The 19905-nt window shown below is 70.2% G+C and carries 21 protein-coding genes and 1 pseudogene; 10 read left to right on the top strand and 12 right to left on the bottom strand.

The window, feature by feature from the left end; all coding sequences use genetic code 11:
• Positions 1–9 precede the first annotated feature (9 nt).
• Both ACSQ2B_RS11330 and argJ read left to right on the top strand, forming a co-directional pair.
• Positions 10–927, top strand: coding sequence for a peptidylprolyl isomerase (locus ACSQ2B_RS11330; protein WP_436049901.1), 918 nt, complete (start codon positions 10–12; stop codon positions 925–927).
• A complete protein-coding gene (argJ, locus tag ACSQ2B_RS11325) occupies positions 924–2354 on the top strand; it encodes a bifunctional glutamate N-acetyltransferase/amino-acid acetyltransferase ArgJ (RefSeq protein ID WP_436049900.1) in 1431 nt (476 codons plus the stop codon). Before ACSQ2B_RS11330 ends, argJ begins: the two co-directional genes overlap by 4 nt.
• Here the strand turns inward: argJ and ACSQ2B_RS11320 are convergent.
• Complete coding sequence (locus ACSQ2B_RS11320) at positions 2342–3373, bottom strand: Gfo/Idh/MocA family protein (RefSeq protein ID WP_436049899.1); 1032 nt, start codon at positions 3371–3373, stop codon at positions 2342–2344. The two genes, argJ and ACSQ2B_RS11320, sit on opposite strands and share 13 nt — an antisense overlap.
• A gap of 45 nt (positions 3374–3418) precedes the next feature.
• On the opposite strand from ACSQ2B_RS11320, the gene cutA reads away from it, so the two are divergent.
• Positions 3419–3742 carry a divalent-cation tolerance protein CutA gene (gene cutA / locus ACSQ2B_RS11315; protein WP_436049898.1) on the top strand — a complete coding sequence of 108 codons (324 nt, stop codon included), beginning with the start codon at positions 3419–3421 and terminating at the stop codon, positions 3740–3742.
• A 270-nt stretch (positions 3743–4012) separates the two neighbouring features.
• Here the strand turns inward: cutA and ACSQ2B_RS11310 are convergent, their stop codons facing one another.
• On the bottom strand, positions 4013–5428 hold the full coding sequence (locus tag ACSQ2B_RS11310; RefSeq protein WP_436049896.1) for a DEAD/DEAH box helicase: 1416 nt from the start codon (positions 5426–5428) through the stop codon (positions 4013–4015).
• 281 nt (positions 5429–5709) lie between these two features.
• Here ACSQ2B_RS11310 and mutT point away from each other — a divergent pair, with 281 nt between their 5' ends.
• A complete protein-coding gene (gene mutT / locus ACSQ2B_RS11305; protein ID WP_436049895.1) occupies positions 5710–6117 on the top strand; it encodes an 8-oxo-dGTP diphosphatase MutT in 408 nt (135 codons plus the stop codon).
• Entirely contained in the window at positions 6117–6533 is a 417-nt protein-coding gene (locus ACSQ2B_RS11300; RefSeq protein ID WP_436049893.1) for a secondary thiamine-phosphate synthase enzyme YjbQ, read from the top strand. Before mutT ends, ACSQ2B_RS11300 begins: the two co-directional genes overlap by 1 nt.
• Before the next feature lie 147 nt (positions 6534–6680).
• On the opposite strand, the gene ACSQ2B_RS11295 is transcribed toward ACSQ2B_RS11300, so the two are convergent.
• Positions 6681–7604, bottom strand: coding sequence for a hypothetical protein (locus ACSQ2B_RS11295; RefSeq protein WP_436049891.1), 924 nt, complete (start codon positions 7602–7604; stop codon positions 6681–6683).
• Between the two features lie 81 nt (positions 7605–7685).
• Positions 7686–8546, bottom strand: a complete 861-nt coding sequence (locus tag ACSQ2B_RS11290; RefSeq protein ID WP_436049890.1) for a methyltransferase domain-containing protein — start codon at positions 8544–8546, stop codon at positions 7686–7688.
• On the opposite strand from ACSQ2B_RS11290, the gene ACSQ2B_RS11285 reads away from it, so the two are divergent.
• Positions 8545–9330 carry a ComF family protein gene (locus ACSQ2B_RS11285; protein WP_436049889.1) on the top strand — a complete coding sequence of 262 codons (786 nt, stop codon included), beginning with the start codon at positions 8545–8547 and terminating at the stop codon, positions 9328–9330. The two genes, ACSQ2B_RS11290 and ACSQ2B_RS11285, sit on opposite strands and share 2 nt — an antisense overlap.
• 32 nt (positions 9331–9362) lie before the next feature.
• Positions 9363–9620 (top strand): glutaredoxin 3, encoded by a 258-nt coding sequence (gene grxC / locus ACSQ2B_RS11280; RefSeq protein WP_436049887.1) that lies wholly within the window; start codon positions 9363–9365, stop codon positions 9618–9620.
• 137 nt (positions 9621–9757) lie between these two features.
• On the opposite strand, the gene ACSQ2B_RS11275 is transcribed toward grxC, so the two are convergent.
• Positions 9758–11365, bottom strand: a complete 1608-nt coding sequence (locus tag ACSQ2B_RS11275) for a sensor domain-containing phosphodiesterase (RefSeq protein ID WP_436049885.1) — start codon at positions 11363–11365, stop codon at positions 9758–9760.
• Positions 11366–11519: 154 nt separating this feature from the next.
• Here ACSQ2B_RS11275 and ACSQ2B_RS11270 point away from each other — a divergent pair, with 154 nt between their 5' ends.
• Positions 11520–12203, top strand: a complete 684-nt coding sequence (locus ACSQ2B_RS11270; protein ID WP_436049883.1) for a DUF1345 domain-containing protein — start codon at positions 11520–11522, stop codon at positions 12201–12203.
• 140 nt (positions 12204–12343) lie between these two features.
• Here ACSQ2B_RS11270 and ACSQ2B_RS11265 read toward each other — a convergent pair whose 3' ends face one another.
• Positions 12344–12565, bottom strand: a complete 222-nt coding sequence (locus ACSQ2B_RS11265; RefSeq protein ID WP_436051008.1) for a cold-shock protein — start codon at positions 12563–12565, stop codon at positions 12344–12346.
• A 165-nt stretch (positions 12566–12730) separates the two neighbouring features.
• A pseudogene (locus ACSQ2B_RS11260) lies at positions 12731–12928 on the bottom strand (cold-shock protein); the annotation flags it as partial.
• 179 nt (positions 12929–13107) lie between these two features.
• On the opposite strand from ACSQ2B_RS11260, the gene ACSQ2B_RS11255 reads away from it, so the two are divergent.
• Entirely contained in the window at positions 13108–13695 is a 588-nt protein-coding gene (locus ACSQ2B_RS11255; RefSeq protein ID WP_436049881.1) for a TIGR00730 family Rossman fold protein, read from the top strand.
• Between the two features lie 23 nt (positions 13696–13718).
• Here ACSQ2B_RS11255 and ACSQ2B_RS11250 read toward each other — a convergent pair whose 3' ends face one another.
• Positions 13719–14216, bottom strand: a complete 498-nt coding sequence (locus tag ACSQ2B_RS11250; protein WP_436049880.1) for an OmpA family protein — start codon at positions 14214–14216, stop codon at positions 13719–13721.
• 179 nt (positions 14217–14395) lie between these two features.
• Here ACSQ2B_RS11250 and ACSQ2B_RS11245 point away from each other — a divergent pair, with 179 nt between their 5' ends.
• Positions 14396–14611 (top strand): hypothetical protein, encoded by a 216-nt coding sequence (locus ACSQ2B_RS11245; protein ID WP_436049878.1) that lies wholly within the window; start codon positions 14396–14398, stop codon positions 14609–14611.
• A 10-nt stretch (positions 14612–14621) separates the two neighbouring features.
• On the opposite strand, the gene ACSQ2B_RS11240 is transcribed toward ACSQ2B_RS11245, so the two are convergent.
• The 4 genes from ACSQ2B_RS11240 to ACSQ2B_RS11225 all read right to left on the bottom strand — a co-directional run bounded on the left by ACSQ2B_RS11240 (position 14622) and on the right by ACSQ2B_RS11225 (position 19735).
• Positions 14622–15812 carry an MFS transporter gene (locus tag ACSQ2B_RS11240; protein ID WP_436049876.1) on the bottom strand — a complete coding sequence of 397 codons (1191 nt, stop codon included), beginning with the start codon at positions 15810–15812 and terminating at the stop codon, positions 14622–14624.
• A gap of 170 nt (positions 15813–15982) precedes the next feature.
• Positions 15983–16714 carry a DUF6683 family protein gene (locus ACSQ2B_RS11235; protein ID WP_436049875.1) on the bottom strand — a complete coding sequence of 244 codons (732 nt, stop codon included), beginning with the start codon at positions 16712–16714 and terminating at the stop codon, positions 15983–15985.
• A gap of 130 nt (positions 16715–16844) precedes the next feature.
• Positions 16845–18317, bottom strand: coding sequence for an acyl-CoA reductase (locus tag ACSQ2B_RS11230; protein WP_436049874.1), 1473 nt, complete (start codon positions 18315–18317; stop codon positions 16845–16847).
• Between the two features lie 2 nt (positions 18318–18319).
• Positions 18320–19735, bottom strand: coding sequence for a hypothetical protein (locus tag ACSQ2B_RS11225; RefSeq protein WP_436049873.1), 1416 nt, complete (start codon positions 19733–19735; stop codon positions 18320–18322).
• Positions 19736–19905 lie beyond the last annotated feature (170 nt).

The raw sequence follows: 19905 nt of genomic DNA, 5'->3' as shown, positions 1-19905 counted from the left end.
GGAGATCGGATGGCGGCGGAATCGCCTTTGCGCCAGATGACCACCACTGGGCTTGTGGCCGGCGCGGCCTTCGCCGCGGCGCTGGCTCTGAGCGGCTGCGCGCGCGGCGGCGCTGAAAGTCCCCCCGAGGCCGGCGACCAGGCCATCGCCAAGGTCGACGGCCGGACCGTCTGGCTGTCGGATGTGCGCAATGAGGCCCAGGCCCAGGGGCTGATCCCCAAGGGCGCGGGTCTTGATCCGAACGCCGAGGTCTTCCGCGCGACGCTGGACCAGCTGGTCGACCGCAAGCTGCTCGCCGCCGAGGCGGTGAAGCGCGGCCTCGACCATGACGCGGCCACCGAGCGCCGGCTGGCGGCGGCGCGCGAGCGCGTACTGGGCGACCGGCTGGTGGAGGCGGTGGTCGCCGGCGCGGTCAGCGAGACCGCCGTCCAGGGCCTCTACAAGGAGCAGGTGAAGGCGGCCCAGCGCGCCGAGCAGATCCGCGCCCGCCAGATCGTCACCGCCACCGAGCCCGAAGCGCGGGCGGCGATGAAGCTGCTGGCCGCCGGCGGGGCCTTCGAGAAGCTCGCCCTGCAGCGCTCGACCGACGCGGCCACCCGGTTCAGCGGCGGCGACCTCGGCTATTTCACCCCGGACGTCATGCCGCCCGGCTATGCGACGGCCCTGGCCGGCGCGCGGCCGGGCCAGACCGTCGGTCCCTTCGAGACCCATGGCGGCTGGGCCATCATCCGGGTTGAGGACAGGCGGCTGGAGCCGCCGATCCCCCTGGCCGCCGCGCGGCCGCAGTTGGTGCGTTTTCTCACCTATGACCGCATCCGCGACCTGCTGGAGACGCTGCGCAGCAAAGCCAAGGTCGAGACCCTGGCCAAGCCCGCAGCCGGTGCGTCGCCCACCCCTTCAACGCCAGCCCCAGAGGGCCGCTCATGACCCGCAAGCCGACCAAGAAAACCGCGGGCGCCAAGCCCGTCGAGGTGGTGGGGCAGACGCTCGAGCGCGCCTTCGACCCGCTGGCCAGCGCCCTGAAGCGCGCGGCGCTGAGGCGCGCCGACAAGCAGGCGCGGCAGTTTGGCGAACCGTCCGCTCCTCCGAGCCAGCCTGCCGGCGCCGGCGGCAAGGCGGCCATGCCGGTCTCGCCGCTGGCCGTGCCCTTCCCGCGCATGCCGCCGATCGCCGGCGTCGAGCTCGCGACCGCGCGCGCCGGCTACTACAAGCAGGATCGCGAGGACCTGCTGGTGCTCAGCTTCCCGGAGGGGGCGAGCTGCGCCGGCGTCTTCACCCGCAGCTCGGTGGGCTCCGCCCCGGTCGACTGGTGCCGCCGGCATCTCGAGGCGACCAAGGGGGAAGGGGTCCGCGCCTTGGTGGTCAACGCCGGCTGCGCCAACGCCTTCACCGGCCGGCCTGGCGCGGACGCGGTGCGCCGGCTGGCGTCAGCCGTCGGAAAGCGGTTCGACTGTCGCCAGCGCGACGTCATGGTCGCCTCGACCGGCGTCATCGGCGTGCTGCTGGACGAGACCAAGATCGTCCACCGCCTGCCGGAGGTGGAGCAGAGGCTGAAGACCGACAACTGGCCGACGGCGGCGCGCGCCATCATGACCACCGACACCTTCCCGAAGGGCGCGTTCGCCGAGGCGACGATCGACGGGACGACGGTGCGGATCGGCGGGATCTGCAAGGGTTCGGGCATGATCGCGCCGGACATGGCGACCATGCTGGCCTTCGTGGTGACCGACGCGGCGATCTCGCCCTCGGCGCTGCAGAACCTGGTCAGCCTCTACACCCGCAACACCTTCAACGCGGTGACGGTGGACGGCGACACCTCGACCAACGACACCCTCCTGCTGTTCGCCACCGGCCAGTCGGGCGCGCCGAAGATCAGCCGCGCCGGGGACCGCCGCCTGGCCGACTTCCGCGACAAGCTGGAGCAGGTGCTGATGAGCCTGGCCCACCAGCTGGTGCGGGACGGCGAGGGCGCGACCAAGTTCATCAAGATCACGGTGACCGGGGCGGAGACCGCCGCCTCGGCGCGCAAGATCGCCCGCTCGATCGCCGACAGCCCGCTGGTCAAGACCGCCTTCGCCGGCGAGGACGCCAACTGGGGCCGGATCGTCATGGCGGTCGGCAAGGCCGATGAGCCGATCGACCGCGACAGCCTGAGCGTGAAGTTCGGCGACCTGGTCGCCGCCCAGGACGGGCTGGTGGCCCCGGGCTACGACGAGGCCAAGATGAGCGCCTACATGAAGCGCCAGGATCTGGAGGTCACCGTCGACGTCGGCGTCGGCCGGGCCACCGCGGCGGTGTGGACCTGCGACCTGACCAAGCGCTACGTCGAGATCAACGGCGACTACCGGAGCTGACCGGCCGCGGCGTAGGCCGCCTCGATCAGGGCGGTGACTTCGCGCGCCTCGGCGGGCGCCACCGGCGGCGGCGCGCCTTCGCGGATCGCCATGGCGACCTGGCGATAGAAGCCGGTCCAGTCGCCGGCGGCGAGCTTGCGCGCCTCGCGACCCTCGGCGCTGACGAGCTCGGCGGGGATCGTCGCCAGGTCCGCGAAGAAGTCCGGGGCCTGGGGATGGCGCCGGGCGTGCAGCGCCGCCTCGATCGGATCGACGCCATAGGTCAGGAAGCTGGCCGCGGTCCCATGGGCGGCGAACCTCGGCCGCGGGGCGGCGATCACCGCGGAGGCCGAGAGGATGCAGCGCATCCGGCCGTAGGTCAGGGTCAGCTCGAAATAGTCGTCGGCAAGGCCGCCCTGGCGCTGGATGGCGATGTCGGCTGTGACCCGGTCGGGCGGGCCGAACAGCTGCAGGGCCTGGTCGACCAGATGCGGGCCGAGGTCCCAGAGCTGGCCGATCCCCGGCGTCGCGGCGCGGTTCTTCCAGGTCTGCAGCACGGTCGGGCGGAAGCGGTCCCAGCGGGCTTCGAACAGCAACAGCTCGCCCAGCTCGCCGGAGGCGATCGCCTGGCGCACGCCCAGGAAGTCGCCGTCGAGCCGGCGGTTGTGGAAGACGGTGAGCATCCGACCCTTGGCCTCGGCGAGGTCGATCAGCCGGTCGGCCTCGGCGGCGGTGGCGGCGAAGGGCTTGTCGATGACGACGTGCTTGCCGGCCGCCAAGGCCGCGGCGGCCTGTTCGAAGTGCAGTTCGTTGGGGGTGGCGATCACCACCAGGTCGACGTCGTCGGCCTCGATCAGCTCACGCGCCTGGCGGACCTGGCGCGGCGCATCGCGGCGCTCGGCGAGCGAGGCCGTGCGCGAGGTCGCGACGGCGGAGATGCGGAAGTCGGGGACGGCTTCGATCAGCGGGGCGTGCAGGATGGCGCCCGCCTGGCCATGACCCAGCAGGCCCACGCGGATCATTGGCGGTTCGAGCGTCATCGGCGGCCCTCGCGAGAAACGGTGTCCGGCCTATAGTGCCGGCCCATGTCTGGCTATGTCATCGTCCACGCCACCGCCGCCACGGAAGCCGAGGCCGAATCCATCGCCGAGGCCCTGCTCGCGGACGAATTGGCCGCCTGCGTGCAGATCGTGGCGATCCGCAGCCGCTATGTCTGGAAGGGCGAGGTGCAGCGCGAGCCCGAACAGCTCTTGCTGATCAAGACCCGCGCCGTGCTGTTCGAGATCGTGCGGGCGAAGATCCGCGCGATGCACAGCTACGAGACGCCGGAGATCGTCGCCCTGCCGATCGTGGCGGCCGATGCGGACTATCTGAGCTGGATGGCGGGCGTGACGCGCTCGGGCGACTAGCTCCAGGTCCAAGCTTCGCTGAAGAAAATTGAACCACGAAAAACACGAAAGCGCCGGCGCTCAGAGGGGGTGACCTGCGACGTCAGCTGGAATGAAGGACCGGCCAACGGCCGGACGCCTCGACAGCGACGGCGCGTCGTTGTCTTGGCGGCTTTCGTGTATTTCGTGTTTTCGTGGTTCAAAAAATGGGCCGGACGGGTGGAAAACCACCTCGTCCGACCCGTTTCCTCGGTCCGCCTTCTCCCTCGCGGGAGAAAGAGAACCTATCGACTAGCGGTTCGACCAGACCTCGGACTTGCCGCCCGAGCGCTGGCCGCCGCCACCACCGCCGCCGCGACCACGGCGGGGACCCTTGAACGCGGGCTTGCCGGCGGCGTCGGCGGAGGCCGGACGTTGCGCGCCGGCGTCGGGGCGGTGATGGCCGGCGGCCGGCTTGGCCGGGGCATGGTTGCGGTTGCGTTGCGGCCTGTGCTCGCCGCGGTGCGGCTGGGCCGTACGCTCCGGCTTGACGCCCGCGGGCTCAGGCATGGCGGCGGTGGCCGCGCCCAGCTGGCGGTCGTTGCGACGGTCGAAGGAGGGGATGCGCTGGCGCGTCACCTTCTCGATGTCCTTCAGCAGGTTGCGCTCGTCGTCGGCGCAGAAGGCCACGGCCGAGCCGTCGGCGCCGGCGCGGGCCGTACGGCCGATCCGGTGGACGTAGGCTTCCGGCACGTTCGGCAGCTCGAACTGGACGACGTGGCTGACGGCGTCGATGTCGATGCCGCGCGCGGCGATGTCGGTGGCGACCAGGGCGCGGACGCCGCCGGCCTTGAACTGCGCCAGAGCGCGCTCGCGCTGGCCCTGGCTCTTGTCGCCGTGAATGGCCACGGCGTCGATCCCGACCTGTTCGAGGCCCTTGGCGACCCGGTCGGCGCCGCGCTTGGTGCGGGTGAAGACGATGACGCGCTTGAAGCCGGCGTCGTCGAACAGCTCCGCCAGCAGGGCGCGCTTGCGCGACTGCTCGACGAAGAGGACGCGCTGGTTGATGCGCTCGACGGTGGTGGCGGCGGGCGTGACCGAGACCTTCAGCGGATCCGGATTGAGCAGTTCGCCGGCCAGCTTGCCGATCTCGGCCGGCATGGTCGCCGAGAAGAACAGGTTCTGGCGCTTCGCCGGCACGAACTTCACGATGCGGCGGATCGGCAGGATGAAGCCCATGTCCAGCATCTGGTCGGCTTCGTCGAGCACCAGGACCTCGACGCCCGTCAGGTTGATGGTCTTTTCCTGCAGGTGGTCGAGCAGGCGGCCAGGCGTGGCGACGAGGATGTCGACGCCAGGCGTCAGGGCCTTGATCTGGCCGCCGTACTTCACGCCGCCGAACACCACGGCGACGGAGACGCCCATGTGCTTGCCGTAGGACTTGAAGCTCTCGCCGATCTGGGTGGCGAGCTCGCGGGTCGGCGACAGCACCAGGACGCGGCAGCTGTTGCGCGGCGCGGGCTTCCGGGCCTCGGCGAGGCGGTGAAGGATGGGAAGGGCGAAGGCGGCGGTCTTGCCGGTGCCGGTCTGGGCGATGCCCAGCAGGTCGCGGCCTTCCATGACGCCGGGGATGGCCTGCGCCTGGATCGGCGTCGGCGTGGTGTAGCCTTCTTCGGCCAGGGCCCGCAGCAGCGGCTTGGCGAGACCGAGGTCAGTAAATTGGGTCAAAAGTCAGTCTTTCAGATAGGCGCGCAATCGGCCCAGCCGGATGTCGCCGGGGGCGGGGAACGCGGGGTCGTTGGGAAGCGCCCCGCGTGATGGGCGATCTATGAGAAGATCTGCGCTCGACAGGCTGAGCCTCAGATGAGGCCCCACGCGGCTGGAGCGCCGATAGCGGCGGCTTATCCCGACGCACGTCCCACATCGCTGTTCGCTACGGCAAAGTCAACCCATGCCGGCGGGATGTCGCGGGCTGTTGCCTTTTAGGCGCAGGCCGGAGATGGGACCTTATGACTGAAAAACCCATGCTGCTCGTCGCCGCCGCCGCCCTGATCGACACCGACGGACGGGTGCTGATCTGCCAGCGGCCCGAGGGCAAGTCGCTCGCCGGCCTCTGGGAGTTTCCGGGCGGCAAGGTCGAGCCGGGCGAGACGCCGGAAGCCTGTCTGATCCGCGAACTGGACGAGGAGCTGGGGATCAAGGTGGCCACCGCCTGCCTGGCGCCCTTCGTCTTCGCCAGCCACGGCTATGACAAGTTCCATCTGCTGATGCCGCTCTACCTGTGCCGCCGCTGGGAGGGCCAGGTGACGGCGCGGGAGCACAAGGCGATGGCCTGGGTGAAGCCGAACAAGCTTTCCGACTATCCGATGCCGCCGGCGGACGAGCCGCTGGTCGCCTGGCTCCGGGACCTGGTCTGATGCGCCAGGCGGCGCGCACGCTGACGGTCCAGACGCGCGGCGCCGGCCTGGTCGAGTTCACCCGCGTGGTCGCGTCCTGGGTCGCCGAACAGGGGATGACCACTGGGCTGCTGACCCTCTTCTGCCGGCACACCTCGGCCTCGTTGCTGATCCAGGAAAACGCCGATCCGGACGTGGCGCGCGACATCGAGGATTATTTCGCCGGTCTTGCGCCCGAAAGCAGCGCCTACCGTCATCAGGACGAGGGGCCGGACGACATGCCGGCCCACCTGCGTGCGGCCCTGACCCAGGTGCAGCTGACCATCCCCCTGGTCGGCGGCCGGCTGGCGCTGGGGACCTGGCAGGGCATCTGGCTCTTCGAGCACCGCGCCCGCCCGCACCGGCGCGAGGTGGTGCTGCACCTGCTGGGGGCGTGAGGGGCAGGCGCCGAACGCCCCCTCAGTCAGCTTCGCTGCCAGCTCCCCCGCAAGCGGTGGAGCATCTTCGGCCCAGATCCTCCACCGCATAGCGGGGGAGGTGTCGGCGAAGCCGACGGAGGGGGCGTTTGGCGCAGGCGTTCGCCCCTACCGCGTCCAGCTCGCCCGGGTGATCGGGCTGCGCTTCGCCGGCGGGTGGGCGGCGTCGGCGACGCACTGGCCGGGATCGATCATGGCGTGCTGGCCCAGGCAGTAGATGTCCTCATACTGCGGCCCGGCGCTGGCCAGGCACTGGTAGAGGTTGAGCTTGGCCAGCCGCAGGCAGGAGGCTGTGCGCGGCTCGCTCATCAGGGGCCGTCCGCGCTCGGCCTCGCCCAGCACGCTCAGCGCCGCCAGCGCCACGCCGCGCGCCACCACCGGGCTCGCAGACCCGCCGCGGCGGCCGGCGGCGGCCACCGCCGCACGCATCCGCGCGGCGTCGCCGGGCGCGGGTTGATAGCCGGCCGCCGAGAGACGCTTCACCTGGGCCAGGCGGCCGCGGGGATCGGAGACCTTCGACTTCGACCAGCCCTGGCGCTGGACGCTGTAGGCGGCGCGCTTCACCCGCTGGCCGACGTCGCCCAGGCCTTCGCCCTGGCGGGCCAGGGCGGCGCCGGCGCGGGCCGCCGCGGCCTCGCCGCCGGGCAGGTCGAGGACGGCGGCCGGATCTGTCGCAAGACGCCGGGCGAGGTCGCCGCCGCGCGCGGCGCGCTGGACGCCGGTCACGAAGCCGGGCTCCTGCAGGGCGGCCATGGCGGCGTAGGCGACCATGCCGGCCTCCAGCTGATGAGGCTCATGGCTGGCGCCGACCTGCAGGGCGGCGCTGACGTCGCCGGCGCTGGAGAAGCCGGGATCGATGGCCCGCGCTTTGCGCATGAAGCTCTCGAAGGCCATGGCCTGGGCCTCGACGCGGCCGACAGGCGCCTCGACGCGTGCAGGGGCCGGGCGCGGCGCCTTGGTGGCGCAGCCGGCCAGCGACAGGGCGAGGCCGGCGCAGGTCGCCGCGGCCGCCTTTAGATGTCTGGATGTCATAACCGACCCCCGGAAACAGGAGCCCCCCGAACGGTCAGTTTTCCGGCGTCAGGGTTTCCGGGGGGTTAAGGCGGTGCAGGTCTACGCCGCTGTCCAGCCCGTCAGCGTCAGGATCTCGAAGGTGGCCGGGATGCGGCCGTCGGGGGCGCCGAAACGCTCGGCGTAGATCTCGCAGGCGCGGGCGAGCAGGGTGCGGGTGAGGGCGCGGGGATGGCGTTCGGCCAGCACGCTGGTCTCGCCCATCTGGCGCAGGTCGGCGAGCAGCTTCAGCGGATGGGCGTAGGTGACGCTCACCCGGTCGATGTCGGCCACCGGCTGAACGAAGCCCGCGCGCTGCAGCAGGCTGGCGGCATCGGCGGCGTCGGCGAAGGGCGAGACCCGGCTGCCCGCGCCGCCGAGGATCTCGGACTCGGCCGCCACCAGCGACTGGCGCAGCTCGGTCAGCGTCGCCCCGCCCAGAAAGGCGCCGATGAACAGGCCGTCGGGCCGGAGCGCCCGGCGGATCTGGATCAGGGTTCCGACCACGTCGTTGGTCCAGTGCAGGGCGAGCGTCGAGACCACTAGGCCGAGGCTCTGATCGGCGAAGGGCAGGCGCTCCTCGTCGGCGACCAGCCGCAGGCCCGACCGGCCGGCCAGCATGGCGGGCGAGAGGTCGGCCTCGATCAGCAGGTCGACGCGGGACGCGGCGTCGCTCTGCGCCAAGGCCTCGCGGAAGACGCCGGTGCGGGCGGCGAGGTCGACGGCCACGCCGAAGTTGCGCATGATCGGCTCCAGCCGCCAGGCGACGTCCTGGGCGGCGCGGCGCTTCAGGAAGTCGGCCTGGGCGTAGCCGCGGGCGGCGCGGTCGAGACGCTTGCGGTGGAGGCCGCGGTCGAACAGCCTGGGTGGGCCAGATATGGGCGGGCCAGATATGGGCGGGCCGGATATGGGCGGGGCGGACATGGGCGCGGAAGATGGCCTTTTTGGCGGAGAATGGAAGCGCGCCCTGCCGGGACGCGGGCTGGTCCGCGGCGCGCTCGAGCTGATCCTGCCGCGCGAGACCCTGGACGGCGAGACGGCGGTGGGAGCGCAGGGCTTGTCGGCCGAGGCCTGGATGCGGATCCACTTCCTCGACGGCCCGGTGTGCGACGGTTGCGGCGCGCCGTTCGACTACGACCCCGGCCCGGGCGTCCGCTGCGCGCCCTGCATGGCCAGGCCCCGCGCCTTCGATGCGGCGCGCGCGGCCTGCCTCTACGACGAGACCTCTCGCGAGCCGATCCTGAAGCTGAAGCACGCCGACCGCACGGACCTCGCGCCGATGTTCGCCCGCTGGCTGTCGCGGGCGGCGTCCGACCTGCTGGCCGAGGCTGAGGCGGTCGCGCCCGTGCCGCTGCATCCGCTGCGCCTGCTCCGGCGGCGCTACAACCAGGCCGCGGAGGTCGCCCGGCCGCTGGCCAGGCTGGCGGGGCTCGCCTACCTGCCCGACGCCCTGGTCCGCCGGCGTGCGACCGAGAGCCAGGGCGGCAAGTCCGGCGCGCACCGCAAGCGCAACGTCGCCGGCGCCTTCCACGTGCCGGAGCGCCGCCGGGCTCAGGTCGAGGGGCGCCGGATCCTGCTGATTGATGACGTCATGACCACCGGCGCCACTGCCGAGGGCTGTTCACGGGCGTTGAAGCAGGCCGGCGCGGCCCGCGTCGACGTGGCCGTCATAGCGCGGGTTAAAGAGACCGGCGGACTCACCATATGACATCGAAACCGGAGACAGACGTTCAGGCCGCCATGCCCAAAGTCATCATCTACACCAAACCCTACTGCCCCTACTGCGTCCGGGCGGTCTCGTTGCTGGAGAAGAAGGGCGTCGCCTTCACGGAAATCGACGCGGCCTTCGATGCGGCCAAGCGCCAGGAGATGATGCAGCGCTCGGGCCGGGCGACCTTCCCGCAGATCTTCGTCGGCGACCGCCACATCGGCGGCTGCGACGACATGATGGCGCTCGAGCGCGACGGGAAGCTCGATCCCCTGCTGCAGGCGGCCTGAGCCGACGCCTCACCTATATCCGTCATCCCGGACGTGCGTCAGCGCGATCCGGGACCCAGGGCCGCCGCACTGCAGAACCCCCTGGGTCCCGGCTCTCCGCTTCGCTCCGGCCGGGATGACGATGGATTTGGCCGCCGCTACCGCCGCAGCGCCGGGCGCACGCGGCCCTGGAGCGGGTTGGTCGTCGCGCGAACGGACGGCAGGTCCTTGGCCGCGCCGTAGAGCCAGCCCTGGGCCATGTCGACTCCGGCGCGACGCACGGCGTCCTCGGCGTCCTGGGTCTCGACCATCTCGGCCAGGGTGCGAATTCCCAGCTCGCCGCACATCTTGACCAGGTGTTTGACGAAGGTGGCTTCGCGGCCGCCGTTCTGCAGGTCGCGGATGTAGCGGCCGTCGATCTTCAGCACGTCCAGCCGAAGCTGCTGCAGATAGGCCAGCGAGGCCGCGCCCGCGCCGAAGTCGTCGAGGCAGATCTCGCAGCCCTGGGCCCGCAGCGCCTGAAGATGGCGGTCCGCCTGGGCCAGGTCGTCGAGGGCGGCGCTCTCGGTCAGCTCGAACATCAGCCGCCCGCGGGTCTGCGGATTCGCCGCCAGCAGCATGCAGGCCTGTTCGACGAAGGCCGGGCTGCCGATCGTGCGTCCCGAGACGTTCACCGCCAGCTTGAGTTTCGGCTCCCCAGCCAGGACGCCCACGGCGCGCTCCAGGATGGCGAAGTCGAGCTGCTCGATCAGCTCCATTTCCTCGGCCATGCGGATCAGCGGGAAGGGGCTCTCCTCGTCGCCGAAGCGGACCAGGGTCTCGTAGTGGTGCAGCGCTGCGTCCTTCAGCGAGATGACCGGCTGGAAGACCAGGCGGAAGCGCTTCTCGCGGATCGCCACGCCGAGGGCGCCGGCCTCGTCGAGGGTGCGCTGCATGGCCTCGTTGAGGGCGTCGGAAAGGTTGCCGGGCGCGCCGGCGTGGCCGTCGCGCAGATAGGCGTCCAGCGAATAGCGCAGGGCGCGCACGGCCTGGCGCGAGTCGCCGTCGGCCTTCAGCGGAATGACGTCGGCGCTCGGCCGGATGGCGTCGTCCTGGCCGGTGTTCATGAGCCGCCCGACCCGCCGGGACAGGGCGTCCGCGCCCTCGCCGCCGTTGCGGACCAGGGCGAAGCGGTCGGCGCCCAGTTCGGTGGCCGCCTGGCCGCCGTGGGCCTGGGCGCGCAGCACGCCGGCGAGCCGGGCCTCCAGCGCCTGGCGGGCGTCGGGGGCGGTGTTCTCACGCACCGCGTTCAGGCCGGCCAGTTCGATGAAGGCGAGCTCGAGCTTGGCGCCGGTCGACTGGGCGGTCTGCATCAGGGTCGCGGTGAGTTCCTCGAACTGCTTGCGGTTCGGCAGTTCGGCGGACGGCGGCGCGGCGTCTGGATCGGCGAGCGACAGGGCGCAGGACAGGGCGTTGTCGTTCTCAGGCGTGCGGAAGGCGCAGAAGCTGGCGGCCCGCGGCTGGCCGTCCGTGCTGGCCAGGCGCACGACCAGAGGCCCGGCGCGCTGGCCGACCTCCAGCCCGTCGAACACGGCTTGCAGCATCGGCTGGTCGGCAGGCGCGACGAAGACACGCCAGGTCTTGCCGATCAGCGCCGGTTCGAGCTGCCCGGAGATGGCCTCGCTGGCGCCCAGGGCGAACGCGATCACGCCCTCGGAGGTGATCTCCATGAGCAGGTCCGCGCTGGCGAACGCAAAGCCGAGCAGTCGGTGCGACCCGATCGACAAACAGTGGGGCTCCTATCGACCTTAAGTCGTAAACCTAACCGCACCGGCTTAATCTCGCGTTTCGCGACAGTGTGAACGCGAAGTTGCCGAGCGGCCCGCTGGCGGCCGGACCGGACTCGCGCGAGGGTCGGGCTCACCTTGGGCGAGGGCGAGCATGGCGCAGATGGGGCTTCCATCCTGGTTCGGCCCTTTCGCGGCCCGTCCGCGCCTGGTGGCGTCCTTCGTGGGCGGGGGGCTGGCGGCGCTGGCCGTGCACTATGTGGCCGGCGTGGGCCCGGTCACCGCTTCGATCGTCGGCTGGGACACGCTCTGCCTGGGGTTCATCATCAGCACCCTCTGGGGCATGGCCAGCCGCTCGCCCGACGCGATCCGGGCCCGGGCGGCTCAGGACGACGAGGGGCGTGCGGTCATCCTGGCGGTGGTGCTGACCGCGGCGGTCGCCGCCGTGGTCGCCGTCGCCCTGGAGCTGTCCCTGGCCAAGGAAGTCCAGGGGCTGGAGCGCGCCCTACGCGTCGGCCTGGCCTTCGGCACCGTGGCGGCGTCCTGGTTCCTGGTGCAGCTGATCTTCGCCCTGCACTACGCCCACGGCTACTACGGTCGCAGCGCGGACGGGACGGCGGATGCGGAGGGCCTGCGCTTCCCCGGGGAGGAGCCGCCCGACTATTGGGACTTCGTGCATTTCGCGGTGATCATCGGGGTGGCGTCCCAGACGGCGGACATCGCCATCAGCGCCAAGCCCCTGCGCCGGCTGAACACGGTGCACGCCCTGTTCTCGTTCGCCTTCAACACGGTGATCCTGGCGCTGACGATCAATCTGCTGGCGGGTCTATTCGGCTGAACGCCAAAAGCCTCCCCCGGCAAGCGGAGGGGGCGATCGCGCCGGCGGCGCGAGAGGGAGAGGACGCGGGCGCCTCGGCGGAACCGCACCCTCTCCAACAGATCGTCCCTCCCTCGCGAACAAGGGAGGAGACGGAAGTCTTAGCCCATGACCCGCAGGTTGGTCGCAGAGGTCTTGCCGCTGCGGCGGTCCTGTTCGAGGTCGAAGCTGACCAGCTGGCCTTCGTTCAGACCGCGCAGACCGGCTTGCTCAACCGCCGAGATGTGCACGAACACATCCTGGCCGCCGCCTTCCGGCTGGATGAAGCCGAAGCCCTTCGTCGGGTTGAACCACTTCACCGTGCCCGAACCCGAGCCGGCGATGGCGCCCGGCTGACGGCTCGCGCCGCCACCACCGAAGCCGCCGCCGCGGTCGCCGCCGCCGAAGCCGCCACGATCGCCGCCGAAGCCGCCGCTGCGCGGCGGACGATCGCCGAAGCCGCCCGCGCTGGGACGACGCGCCGGGGCCGCGCCCTGGCCCGTCACGACGAGTCCGCCAGCCGACAGCTTGCCGGAGCGGCGGTCCTGTTCCATTTCGAACTGAACCTGATCGCCTTCGTTGAGGGCTCGCAAGCCCGCCTGCTCAACTGCCGAGATGTGGACGAAGACGTCAGAGCCGCCGTCATCCGGTTGTATGAATCCAAAGCCCTTAGCGGTGTTGAACCACTTGACCGTGCCCGTCGCCATTCGCGTGACCTAACCAGTATAGAATCTGCGCCGTCCATCGACGCCCGGCCATCCCTTGTGACGAGCCGTGGGCGTTTTGTAGCTGGCGATTGAGCGGGAGGCCAGCCGGACCGTGACACAAGTCTGCAATCGCTATAGGCGGCCTAGGTCCGCCGTTCGATCGACAACGGAAGGTTCTCGTGGAAAGTATTTGCATTTATTGCGGTTCTTCCGCCGGAAATAACCCCGCATTCCTGCAAGCGGCGACCCATGCGGGCACGCTTATGGCGCATTTGGGGCTGACGGTGGTTTACGGCGGCGGGCGCGTGGGCCTGATGGGCGCCGTCGCCGACGCGGCGCTCGCCGCCGGCGGCAAGGTGATCGGCGTGATGCCCGCCGACCTGGTCAGTCAAGAAATCGCCCACACCGGCCTCTCAGAACTGCGGGTGGTGAACTCCATGCACGAGCGCAAATGGGCGATGGCCGAACTGGCTGACGGCTTCCTCTGCCTGCCGGGCGGTCCCGGCACCTTCGAGGAGGTGTTTGAGCAATGGACCTGGGCGTTGCTGGGCTTCCACTCCAAGCCCTGCGGCTTCGTCAATGTCGCCGGCTACTACGAGCCGCTGCGCGCGGCCGTCGCCAACATGGTCAAGAGCGGCTTCCTGCAGCCCCAGTACGGCGAGATGCTGATCTTCGCCCGCGACACCGAAGAGGCGCTCGCGCAGTTCGAAGCCTATGTCCCGCCGCCGCCGAAGTGGAACGTGGCGCCGGTCGAGCAACGTTACTGACGAAGGCGGGAGAACCTACAGTCTCACCAGCGCCGGCCTTCGGCGCGAATGAGGAAGATTGCGCCGACCGGCGGGGTCGCGCCGCGCCGCAGGACGGTGATCCGATCGGCGGCGACGCCCTGGGCCACGAGATAGGCCTTCACGCCCTCGGCCCGGGCCTGGGCCAGGGCGTCCTGCACGGTGTCGGCGCCGTGGCCGTCGGCGTCCGGCTTGATGACGGCCGGCGTCGTCGCATGGCAGGCGAGCCACCTGGCCGACGTCGCCAACGGCCGGCGCATCGAGTCGGTCATCTCGCTCTCGTTGAAGGCGAAGCCGACGAGCACGGGCGAGACCGCGGTGAGGGCGTCTTCCGGGCAGGCGGCGGCGACCGGCGCGTCGCGATGCGCGCGGGCTTCGACCACGGCCTGGCTTAGCTTCGGCTTGACGTGCGGCGTCATGCAGCCGGCGAGGGCGCCGGCCGCAGCCAGCCAAACGAAAGCGAGACGGATGCGCGCAGCGTTGAGCATGGTTGCGACGTACAACCAGCCGCGCGCCAAGGCTAGGCGGGATCGCGACGCAGCGCCTTGAACAGCTCGGGACGAGGGCGGACCCACTGAGCCTGCTTCCGGGCGTTGAGGGGGCGTCGTGCGCAACCGCCGCGGAGTCGCGCGGCGCAGATGTTCCTGATATGTTCCGGTCCAAACTCATTGGGAGCGTTGCGATGGCGCGTCAGACCTATGTCGGCATTGCCGATCCCGTACGTGCGTTCGAGGCGCTGAGACCCTGCGCGGCCCAGCTGCGGGCCCTGCAGCGCAGCTGCAAGCCGTTCGGCTGCGACTACCACGCCATCGCCGTCTCCCTGGAGGCTCTGGAGACCACCGCCTACCACTTCACCCGCCGGCCGCACTTCTTCGGCGACGGCGGGGATCATCGGTAGGCGGCTTGACCTAGGGGGTCGCGTCGAAAACGGGACGCGGCAGGCTGGCCAGGGCCAGGCTGCTGGCCACCATGAAGGCGATGGTGATCCACAGGAACGGGCCGTAACTGCCGTAGGCGTCGAAGATGTGCGACGCGCCCAGCGGTCCGGTGGCGGTGCCGATCGAGAGGGCCGCGAGCAGGCCGCCGTAGAGGGCGCCGAAGCTCTTGAGCCCGAAATGCTTGGTGGTGAGATAGACGATCACGTCCACCTCGGCCCCCAGCGTCAGGCCGATCAGGGCGGCGGCGGCGACGGATCCCGCCGCGCTGCCGCCGGTCGCGATCAGCACGGCGCAGCCGGCCACCGGCAGCAGGAAGACGCTCGCGCCGACCAGGGAGGCGCGGAAATGGTCCAGCAGGACGCCCGTGCCCAACCGGCCGAAGATCGAAAAGATGCCGATGAGCGAGGCGATCCCGGCCGCTTGGAGCCCGCTCAGGCCGTTGCTGGTCAGGATCGGCACGAAATGGACGACGAGCGCGATGATGGTGAAGGTGAACAGCAGGCTCGCCGTCAGCAGGCGCAGATAGATCGAGGACCGCAGCCCTTCGAGAAAGCCGGCCCCGCTGAGCACCGCCTGGGCCTCCCGCTCGGCCTTCGGCCGGCCTCGCTGGCGGTCGCGGGCGCCGCGGAAGAACAGGAAGATCAGCGGATAGGTGAAGAGGATCCACAGCCCCGCCTGGACGACGAAGGCCTGTCGCCAGCCGAGGGCGGCGATCAGTCGCGTGCCGAGATAGGGGAACAGGGCCGCGGCGATCGAGGCGCCGCAGAGGGTGACGGCGAAGGCCAGGCCGCGCGAGGCCTCAAACCGCGTGGCGACAGCGCTGGTCCACACCGTCGCCTGCACCGGCAGGGTCGCGAGCGCCATCAGGGTCCACAGCATGTACCATTGGGCGGCGTCGCCGGTGGCGGTTCCCATCAGGGCGAAGGCTGCGGCGGTCAGCAGGACCCCGAAAATCCCGAAGACGCGCGGCCCCATCCGATCGAGAACCATGCCGATCGGGATGCTGGCGACCGCCTGGACGAGGGTCGAGAGCGTCAGCCCGGAGGTCATCTGGGTGCGCGACCAACCGAACTCTGCGCTCACCGGCTGGATGTAGGGGCCGAGCCCATAGATGTGGATGACGCTGGTCGCGTAGCCCAGGCCGGCTGCGATCGGCAGCATGAAGTATTTCCGCCATTCCGCGGACGAGCTGCTCGCAGCGCTCCCCATTCGCCCCACCCCTGTTCCTGCTTCAGCTCCTTAGCTATGCGGCACGCATCGCAAGACCAACGCTTTTCTGGATCAGGCTGCTGCTTGCCGTGACCTGGCCGCAGCGCCGCTCAGCGGCGGGCTCAGCGAACGAAGCCCGCCGGGGTCAGCCGCAGCTGGCGCAGGTCGACGTTCATGTCTTTGCGGAAGCGCGCGACCGCGGCGTCGGAAAGCCGGATGCTCAGACCCGCGTCGCGCCTGGCCGTGGCGTCGGAGAAGGCCGAGCCCTGGGCCACGAAGTTGAGCATGAACACCTCGGCCATCTCCTGCTTGCCGGCGTCGTCGAGGTGGGCGAAGTCCGGGTTGGACGCGAGCGCCCGGGACACCTGGCCGCGAACCGCCTGCACCTGGGCGCGGTCGGTGAAGGGCCTATTGTTGGCGATCTGCCAGTTCTGCACCCAGTAGGCGGTCATGGCGTCGGCCACGTCGCCGCGGCGCAGGCCGTCGACCGCCACGTGCCTTTCCCAGGCGCCGAGCAGGTCCTTCTGCTGGATGGCCTGGCGCAAGCGGTCGGCGTTGGCGGGGCTGGTCCTGGCCACGAAGTCGGCGAACTGCCGGCGCACCCGAGCCGAGACCTCAGGCGAGGCGCGATAGCGGGTGTCGATGGCGAGGGCCCGCGGCGGCGGCGCGCTGGCGGCGCGGCCGCCGCCCCGCTGGACGGTCGACCCCAGCACATTGTTCATCTGGCCCACGGACATCATCGACGCGCCGTAGTCGATGTACTGGCTGCCGATACTCGGGAAATCCTGAGCTGCGACCGGAAGGCCGACAAACAGGGCGACAGCGGTCAGGGCAGGGACAAGGCGGCGGTTCATCCAGGATGCTCCAGTCTTTTCCCAACCCTGGCGTGCAATCCTGACGGGAAATGGACAGGCGGTCCTGAAACCGCCCGGCCCATTTGTTTCGTGACGCTTGGACCTGACCCACGCGGGGCAGGGGCGCGGCCTATTCCGCGGCGGCCTTGACTGCTTCGGTCTTGGCGCTGGCGGCCTCGTCGATGACCCAGCGGACGCCGCGGCGCATCGGCTCGATGCCGTCGTGCGGCATGCCGGGGAACTCGGCGCCTTCGTCGGCCGGCCCCCGCGCCAGGGCCAGGGGGACCATGCGCTGGACGCCGGCCAGCGCCAGGGCGTCGCGCAGGCGGTAGCGCAGGCTCTCCGGATAGACGCCGACCGTCTGGGTGGTGTCGTCGCACCAGCGCGTCACCTTGGCGAGGTCGGGCATGGGCACCAGGTTGACGACGCGGTTGTTGAGCTGGCCGTGGAAATCCACCCGGTCGGAGAAGCGCGAGACGATGACCCCGCCCTTCAGGGTGTCGCCGATCACCCAGTAGAGCTCCTCTTCCAGCTCCAGCGCCCGCATCTCCGACTCCAGCTCGCGGTTGGGTCGCGGCGCAGGCGTTGAAATCTCCGGTGGAAGGAGCTGGAACGCCTCGTAGATCTTCTGTCCGAGCGCGATGACCCGCTCCAGCGAGGCGTCGTCGGTCTCGCTCTCCACATAGACCACCCGGGTGTTGACGCAGGCGGTCTGGTTCATCTTGCCCGCGGCCATGGCGACCCCGGCCGCGGCCTCCTGCATGGCCTCGGGGCTCTCCAGCGCCTCCTTGCCGACCAGCGACATCGAGAGTTTCGGGTTGAGCGCGATCAGGTCGATCCCGGGGCTCAGGAACTTCTGGATGTGCTTGACCGAGGCCATGCCGCCCCAGGCGGTGATCTTGTCGATGCGCGAGGTCCGGCAGATCTGCGATTCCATCGCCTCGTCGCCGCCCTTCCAGTAGGCGACCGCCACGTGCCGGGTGACCGGATGGTCGGGGTCGATCTCAATCATGGTTCGCGCGATGGCGACGGCCGAGAGCGGATCGTTGGACGGCAGCTTGATGAGGCAGTCCGACTTGGTCAGCGCCGTGCGGGTGATGGTGACCGCGCCCACGACCGGCACATTGCCGGCGGTGATGTGCAGCTGGCGGGTGCCCACCGCGCGGACCCGGAAGCGGGCGCGCGGGCCGGTCCCCTGCGGGACCCAGCCGTCGAGGTAGTCGATCCCCACCGTCTTCTCGACCAGCTCCGTCAGATAGGCGCGGTCGAACATGTGGGGGATGCCGGCATAGATGGCGCGCAGCACCGGCTCGGTCAGGCCGCCGGCCTCCAGCGACAGCTCGAAAGCCTCCTGCAGGTAGGGATTGCGGTCGAACGCCAGCCGCTGGCCGAGCTCGGCCAGGAAGTCGACGATCTCCCGTACCGGCGTCTCCTGGAGATCGCGCAAGCGGCCGGGGTCGCCCAGCACCAGGTCGCCCACGTGCTTTTTCGGGTCGGGCGCACGGAAGATGGCGCCCGTGCGGCCCTTGAACTCGATCGCGTCGGGGCCCGGCGGGATGATGCGGCCGCGCGAGATGATGGGGATGTCGAAGGTCCGGCTCATCCTCAAACCTCCATCACATAGTCCATGAACTCGTTGTAGGCCTGGGCCGACCCCGCGCAGGTGATCTTGTCGTCGCCGCCCTCGATGTCGGCGAAGCGGGTGACCTCGGTCTCGGCGTAGGGGCCCTTCCAGCCGCAGGCGCAGTCCTCGTCCCAGTGCATGGTGATCTGGTCGCCGGAGATGAAGCCGCCCCAGTAGGTCTCGGCCAGGAGGTCGAACAGGGCCAGCCGCCCCGTCTGCACGCCTTCGCGCGGCAGTTCGTTCGCATCCTTGTCGATCAGGATCGGAATGACGTGCGGCATGAAGTGGTAGTGGCCGCAGGCGCAGAGCGGCGCGACGTGCATGCACTCGGACATGCCGTAGATGCTGTGCATCCTGTCGATGCCGAAGAAGCTCTTGACCAGACCCCTCCAGTCCTCCGGAGCGCCTTTGAAGCCCTTCATCCCGCCGCCCGCCATGATGAAGGAGCCGGGCGCGAACTCGCACTTCAGGCCCTTGGCCGCGCCCTGCATGGCGACCCGGGTCAGGTCGGCGTAGGTGCCGCCGATCTTCACCCTCTGGCCGCGGAAGTCCTCGATCAGCTTGCCGAACCAGGCCTCCATGTCCTGCTCGCGCCGGCGGCCCTGCTCGATCATCTCCTGGCGGGCCTGCAGCAAGGCCGGGTCGAGCCCCAGCTCGTCAAGCTCGCCCTTGTCCTCCGCCGACTGCAGGCGTCCCGCGAGCGACATCAGGTCGGAGGAGACCGTGGTCGGATAGAGGGTGTAGTAGTTCTCCCAGCCGCCGGCGGCAGGGACATTGAACAGTTTCAACATCTTGAGCATCATTTGATGCCCGTCGCGGTAGCCGGGGAAGAAGGTCGGCACGTGGTCCGTCCTGGAGTCCACGCCGCTGGTCGCCCGGGTCGCCTCGTTGTAGGCCCAGTCCCAGGCGGGCCATTCGGTCTGTGAGCGGGGGATGAAGCTGAGTTTGCCGGTGGTGCCCGTCGAGTGGCCGACGATCATCCCGAATTCGTCCAGCCGGGTGAGCCAGTCGTCGAGCGTCTTCAGCCCGCCGAGGTCCATCCTGGTCAGGTCGTGGGTGGTGAGCTTGTTCAGCCAGGCGGTCAGCTTGGCGAAGTCGCGCGTCTCGATCAGGCTGAGCGGATAGGCCTTGTAGACCCGGTGATCGAAGAACAGCGGCAGGGCGTCGGCGAAGCTGTCGATGCGCTCCACGCCCTGGCGGTTCACCAGCCGCTCCAGGGCGGCGACCGTGGTCTTCTGCTGGGCGAAGCGATGCTGCAGGGCCGCGAGCTGCAGCGGCTCGTAGTCCTTGCGGCTGATCGCCAGCAGGTCTTCGAAGCGATGCTTCGGCCAGTCGGAGGGGTTGTCCGGCGGCAGCGTCACCTTGGTTGGCGCGCGCGCGTTCAGTGCGACGGACATGGCTGTTTCCTCCGGGCCTTCACCTGTTGGCCGAAGTCTACGGGTTCGCCTCGCCGGTGGAGATCGCGAAGGCCCTCTCGCCGCCATAGGGGATCACTATGGGTGAGCCCTACAGGCCTGTAGAAAGTTCTCGTTGTCGTCGGCGGAGCGACGCCTACAGTGGGGACATA

This window comes from Phenylobacterium sp. LjRoot225 (genome assembly GCF_964252855.1).
Taxonomy (GTDB): domain Bacteria; phylum Pseudomonadota; class Alphaproteobacteria; order Caulobacterales; family Caulobacteraceae; genus Phenylobacterium.
This window is presented reverse-complemented; position numbering and strand designations above follow the sequence as displayed.

Bases quoted from the DNA above. Each gene is read 5' to 3' on its own strand.
- ACSQ2B_RS11330 (WP_436049901.1), top strand. From the start codon at position 10: ATGGCGGCGGAATCGCCTTTGCGCCAGATGACCACCACTGGGCTTGTG.
- argJ (WP_436049900.1), top strand. From the start codon at position 924: ATGACCCGCAAGCCGACCAAGAAAACCGCGGGCGCCAAGCCCGTCGAG.
- ACSQ2B_RS11320 (WP_436049899.1), bottom strand. From the start codon at position 3,373: ATGACGCTCGAACCGCCAATGATCCGCGTGGGCCTGCTGGGTCATGGC.
- cutA (WP_436049898.1), top strand. From the start codon at position 3,419: ATGTCTGGCTATGTCATCGTCCACGCCACCGCCGCCACGGAAGCCGAG.
- mutT (WP_436049895.1), top strand. From the start codon at position 5,710: ATGACTGAAAAACCCATGCTGCTCGTCGCCGCCGCCGCCCTGATCGAC.
- ACSQ2B_RS11300 (WP_436049893.1), top strand. From the start codon at position 6,117: ATGCGCCAGGCGGCGCGCACGCTGACGGTCCAGACGCGCGGCGCCGGC.
- ACSQ2B_RS11295 (WP_436049891.1), bottom strand. From the start codon at position 7,604: ATGACATCCAGACATCTAAAGGCGGCCGCGGCGACCTGCGCCGGCCTC.
- ACSQ2B_RS11285 (WP_436049889.1), top strand. From the start codon at position 8,545: ATGGGCGCGGAAGATGGCCTTTTTGGCGGAGAATGGAAGCGCGCCCTG.
- ACSQ2B_RS11290 (WP_436049890.1), bottom strand. From the start codon at position 8,546: ATGTCCGCCCCGCCCATATCCGGCCCGCCCATATCTGGCCCGCCCATA.
- grxC (WP_436049887.1), top strand. From the start codon at position 9,363: ATGCCCAAAGTCATCATCTACACCAAACCCTACTGCCCCTACTGCGTC.
- ACSQ2B_RS11270 (WP_436049883.1), top strand. From the start codon at position 11,520: ATGGCGCAGATGGGGCTTCCATCCTGGTTCGGCCCTTTCGCGGCCCGT.
- ACSQ2B_RS11245 (WP_436049878.1), top strand. From the start codon at position 14,396: ATGGCGCGTCAGACCTATGTCGGCATTGCCGATCCCGTACGTGCGTTC.
- ACSQ2B_RS11240 (WP_436049876.1), bottom strand. From the start codon at position 15,812: ATGCTGCCGATCGCAGCCGGCCTGGGCTACGCGACCAGCGTCATCCAC.
- ACSQ2B_RS11235 (WP_436049875.1), bottom strand. From the start codon at position 16,714: ATGAACCGCCGCCTTGTCCCTGCCCTGACCGCTGTCGCCCTGTTTGTC.
- ACSQ2B_RS11230 (WP_436049874.1), bottom strand. From the start codon at position 18,317: ATGAGCCGGACCTTCGACATCCCCATCATCTCGCGCGGCCGCATCATC.
- ACSQ2B_RS11225 (WP_436049873.1), bottom strand. From the start codon at position 19,735: ATGTCCGTCGCACTGAACGCGCGCGCGCCAACCAAGGTGACGCTGCCG.